A 4,452-nucleotide genomic window follows, 5' to 3' on the forward strand; every position below is an offset into this window, starting at 1 on the left:
GACTACGTCACCGCGGCCGAAAAGCTGCCGGCGTGTGCGTCGTATTTCATGCTGAATCTGAGTTGTCCCAACACCTCCGATGGGCGATCATTTTTGGACACCCCGGGACACCTCCGCGAGTTACTTGAGCGGCTGGCATCGATATCCATCGACGTCCCTCTGTTTCTGAAACTCTCCCCGGACTGGGACGATGCAGCAATCGATCGGATCTTGCAGACCATTGATGGCTTCGAATCGGTTGCCGGGTTCATGTTCAATTTGTCGTCGCGGCGGAGGTCGGGTTTGTCGACGCCGCGCGAGATTTGGAACGATTGGCCCGGCGCGATATCGGGCAAGCCGACAAGGGAATGGATGGACGGGCGGATCGTCAGTCTGTACCGGAAAATGGATCGCCGGCGTTATCGGATCATCGCCGCGGGCGGAGTGGCGACCGCCGAGGATGCCTATCGCAAGCTCCGCGCGGGCGCCTCGCTGGTTCAGTTGTTGACTGCGCTGGTGTATGAAGGTCCGGGAGTGGTCCGCCGGATCAATGGTAGGCTGCTGAAATTAATGGAGCGGGACGGCGTCTCGCACGTCGCGGACATCGTGGGCACGGATGCCGATCCATCGTAGCGCATGCCGTGGCGTGCGCTTCCAGCTTGCGATCCGGGCCGAAGGCCCGTGGCTATGTAGGGGATGCTGTGCCCGCCATGGTTTGAGCACCGCGGTACCGACTCACTTCAGCCGAATCCAACGCAGTCCGTTAAACATCTCGACGTCGTGCGGCTTGACGCGGAGCAGCCAACGACCGTCGCGAAAGACAACGGTCGATCGCGTGCGGCCGATCGGTTCGTCAAAGTGATTCGTCTTTGTTGTCTTGTAAGAAAACCACTCGGAGCGATGGTTGGCCTTGCAGATTTCCACCTGGATTCCCCTGCCCACTCGAAACGATTGCATCGCACATTCCTCCCTGGTTGATTGACGCGGCAATCATCCGTCGGGTGTGCGACACCCTTGGTCACTGAGCTTGGACGCGATGTCTACTCGGCGGCCGGCTGCAGAACCAACGTGCCGAAGTTTGACGTGTCTTGCCAGGAATCGTCGTCGGTGTGATTCCATTTGGCGACCGCGCCGCGTTCGCCGCTGCCCGGGTCGTCGTTGACTTGCAGTTCGACGCCCAACTTTCGGCCGGCGGTCAGTGGATCGCCCTGGATCTTGATCGCCATTTCGACGACGTAGCCCGTTTTGGTTTTGCGAGCAGCCGCTTTCAAGTTGGATTCGTCAAAACCGGCGCCTTGCCCCGACAGTTCGCCTTTGTAATTGACCCGGTATTGTGCGTCGTCGGATTCATAATAGGTTGTTCGTTTTTGGTTCTCATCCAAGAAGAATTCGACCGAATCCTGGGCCCATGAATCACTCGCGTCAGCGGACAGGTTCGAGTCTTTGACCTGCCAAAGTGCGTATAGATGATCTTTGTCCCACAGCACGCGCACGGTCGCCGTCGCCATCTCGTCTTCGTCGACGGCAAGTAACCCTTCGACGGCCTTGTTGACGTTCACGCGGGGCGCCTTCTTCCACGCTTCGTCGACCTTGCCATCGATCTCGGGAGTTCCCTGGATCGCCTTGATCGTCGGTTCCTGTGGTTTGGGTTTCGCGTCGTCCTGGGCGACGGTCGGGCTGACAAAGGCGAGGCATACGGCGGAGAGTAGGGTCAGGCGGTTCATGATTGGAATTCCAATGACGAGGGGAAGTGAAAAGTGGAATGCCCATCGATGTTATACTGTCGCCAGGGGAGACTCTGTGTCCGAAAAGGCGTCCAATGGGGCCAATCGATGAACTATTTCCGTTTGCTTGTACTGGTGCTCTTGGGCGCGTCGTGTGTCGCCGCGGACGAGCGACCCAACATTCTGTTCATTTATACCGACGACCAGTCGTCGCGAACGGTCGGTTGCTATCCCGATTCGTTTGACTGGGTGGAAACGCCCAATCTCGACGAACTCGCCAAGACCGGAGTCCGGTTTTCACATGCTTACATCGGGTCCTGGTGCATGCCCTCGCGGGCCACGCTGTTGACCGGGTTGCACCAGCACGGGATCGAGTCGATGCGGATGGTCGGGCAATATCCCGGCAGCGACTACGACCCGAAACAGTGCCGGTTCTGGCCCAGCGTGTTTCGTGCCAACGGATACACCACTGCTCAGATCGGCAAGTGGCACACGGGGATTGATCCCGGTTACGGCCGCGACTGGGATTATCAAATCGTTTGGAACCGGCCACGTCACCCCGAGAATTCGCCGAACTATTACGACAACCAGTTGATCAGCAAGAACGGCGGCCCGCCGAAGATGACCAAGGGCTATAGCACCGACAACTACACCCATTGGGCGGTCGAGTACATTCACGGTGAAGGCCGCGCGGCGGACAAGCCTTGGTACCTATGGCTCTGTTACGGAGCCGTGCACGGACCGTTCACGCCGGCCGACCGCCATTTGGACGAGTACCCCGGCATCGATGTGCCGTTCCCCGCCGATGTCTATCCGCCGCGGCCGGGAAAGCCGAAGTACGTTCGCGAAATGGAGTTTTGGGAACCCGGCCCCGACGGCGTGCCGGTTGAACGCAAGGTCCGCGACTTAGGCCCTGTCGGCATGAAGGACATTCCAGGACGCCCGCTCGCCGATTGGATTCGCCAATACCATCAGGGCGTGTTGGCCATCGACGAGGGAGTCGGCCGTCTGATGAAAGCACTCAAGGATTCCGGACAAGATGAAAACACCCTGGTCGTCTTTACGTCCGACCAAGGGTTTGCGTGGGGCCAAAAGGGGTTCAAGTCCAAAGTCGCTCCGTATCGGGGGACGGTCGAAGCGCCGTTGATCATTCGTCCGCCCGGAAAGATCGCTGATCGTTGTGCCGGACGGGTCATCGAGCAACCGGTCAGCGGCGTCGACTTGCCGCCGACGTTCTTTCGGTTTGCCGGAATCGATCTGCCCTGGAAGATGCACGGGTTTGATCTCAGCGAATTGTTTCAGTCGAAGGCGGAAAACTGGAATCACCATGCCATGCTGGTCCATACCGCGAAACAATACGGATCGGCGACCGATCAAATTCCGGCAAGCGATGATCCCGATTTGTACCATGGGCCAGGCGTCCCCTGGTACGTCATGTTGTGTGAAGGGCGTTACAAGTACATCCGTAATCTGGTCGCCGGTGAAACCGAAGAGTTGTACGACACGGAAAACGACCGCGAGGAATTGATCAACCTTGCGCACGACCCGACAAACGATCCTCTTTTGGAACGATTGCGGAACGCGACGGTCGATGAATTGAAACGCACCGAAGCGGGATTCGTCGATCAGCTTCCGCCAGTCGGGACCGAGCAAATCCGAAAAACGATGAAAGGAACTGAGGAATGAATCGCAGTGTGTTCGGCAATCGATGCCGTGTTGGGTTGTGGGTCGTGGTGGCCGTCTGTGCAATAGGACGATCGTCGATCGCACAAGATTATCGTCCGCCCCGGTGTGAGATCGTGCCGTTGGCCGATCATCAAGTCTCGCTACGAATCGACGGTCGCGAAAAGCTGCGTTGGCACTATGGCGAGCAGTACCCGCGACCGTTTTTTTATCCGTTCAACGGACCATCGGGAGAAACATTGACGCGGATGGGGCACCCGGGCGCCCAGAATCATGATCACCATCGATCCGTCTGGTTTGCCCACCACAAAGTCGACGGAATCAATTTTTGGGCCGACGGCACCGGATCAAAAATCCGACAAACCCACTGGTACCGTTACCGCGATGGAGATGAAGAAGCCGTCATGGCGACACACTTGGTGTGGATCGACGGCGAAGGTATTGAGCGGATGCAACAGGACGTCGTCGTCGCGCTGATGGGCATCGACAACGATGCGGAATCCGCCGAGCATGCGGTCGAGTTTCAGCTCGCGTTTCGTCCGGGCGAGGGACGAGACAAAGTAACGTTGGAGCAAACCAATTTCGGTTTCTTGGCCGTCCGCGTTGCCGCCAGTCTGTCAGCCTATTTCGGAGCCGGACGGCTGACCAACGACGCCGGGGTTCAAGGCGAACCAAGTCTGCACGAAAAGCAGTCACGGTGGATGGATTATTCCGGACCGATCGCGGTTCCGGTCCCGGAAGGACGCAAGCTGGTCGAGGAAGGGATCACGTATTTTGATCACCCCAGTAATCCAGGCTTTCCGACGCATTGGCATGTTCGTCAAGACGGCTGGATGGGCGCGTCACCGGGGATGAAGTCCGCGATTGAGGTTACCAACGAGAATCCGCTGGTCCTTCGCTATCTGCTTTATGCCCATTCAGGTTCCGCTGATTTGGGACGCGCCGAAACGGTCCACCATGCGTTTGCCAATCGTCCGGGGTTTCGAATCCGTAAACCGAATCAAGATGAACCGCACCGGCAGTATGAGGTGGAGCGGATGCGGTAGTGGAAGGTGTTGGGGCAAGA

General features: G+C 58.1%; 4 protein-coding genes and 1 pseudogene. 3 read left to right on the top strand and 2 right to left on the bottom strand.

The genetic code is table 11. The features are described from left to right. Nucleotides 1-612 (top strand): annotated as a pseudogene (locus ABX749_RS23490) (quinone-dependent dihydroorotate dehydrogenase); the annotation flags it as partial. A 102-nt stretch (nucleotides 613-714) separates the two neighbouring features. On the opposite strand, the gene ABX749_RS23495 reads toward ABX749_RS23490, so the two are convergent. Both ABX749_RS23495 and ABX749_RS23500 read right to left on the bottom strand, forming a co-directional pair. Further along, nucleotides 715-936 (bottom strand): hypothetical protein, encoded by a 222-nt coding sequence (locus ABX749_RS23495; RefSeq protein ID WP_145217923.1) that lies wholly within the window; start codon nucleotides 934-936, stop codon nucleotides 715-717. 83 nt (nucleotides 937-1,019) lie between these two features. Then, on the bottom strand, nucleotides 1,020-1,703 hold the full coding sequence (locus ABX749_RS23500) for a sugar-binding protein (RefSeq protein WP_372898142.1): 684 nt from the start codon (nucleotides 1,701-1,703) through the stop codon (nucleotides 1,020-1,022). Between the two features lie 48 nt (nucleotides 1,704-1,751). Between ABX749_RS23500 and ABX749_RS23505 the strand changes: the two genes are divergently transcribed. Further along, entirely contained in the window at nucleotides 1,752-3,389 is a 1,638-nt protein-coding gene (locus tag ABX749_RS23505; RefSeq protein ID WP_372898143.1) for a sulfatase-like hydrolase/transferase, read from the top strand. A 113-nt stretch (nucleotides 3,390-3,502) separates the two neighbouring features. Next, on the top strand, nucleotides 3,503-4,432 hold the full coding sequence (locus ABX749_RS23510) for a PmoA family protein (RefSeq protein WP_372898144.1): 930 nt from the start codon (nucleotides 3,503-3,505) through the stop codon (nucleotides 4,430-4,432). Nucleotides 4,433-4,452 lie beyond the last annotated feature (20 nt).

Origin of the sequence: Stieleria sp., assembly GCF_041595215.1 — a bacterium.
Lineage (GTDB): Bacteria > Planctomycetota > Planctomycetia > Pirellulales > Pirellulaceae > Stieleria > Stieleria magnilauensis.

What these genes read in the sequence shown, in the direction of transcription:
- ABX749_RS23495 (WP_145217923.1), bottom strand. Translation starts at nt 936, where the DNA reads ATGCAATCGTTTCGAGTGGGCAGGGGAATCCAGGTGGAAATCTGCAAG.
- ABX749_RS23500 (WP_372898142.1), bottom strand. Translation starts at nt 1,703, where the DNA reads ATGAACCGCCTGACCCTACTCTCCGCCGTATGCCTCGCCTTTGTCAGC.
- ABX749_RS23505 (WP_372898143.1), top strand. Translation starts at nt 1,752, where the DNA reads ATGTTATACTGTCGCCAGGGGAGACTCTGTGTCCGAAAAGGCGTCCAA.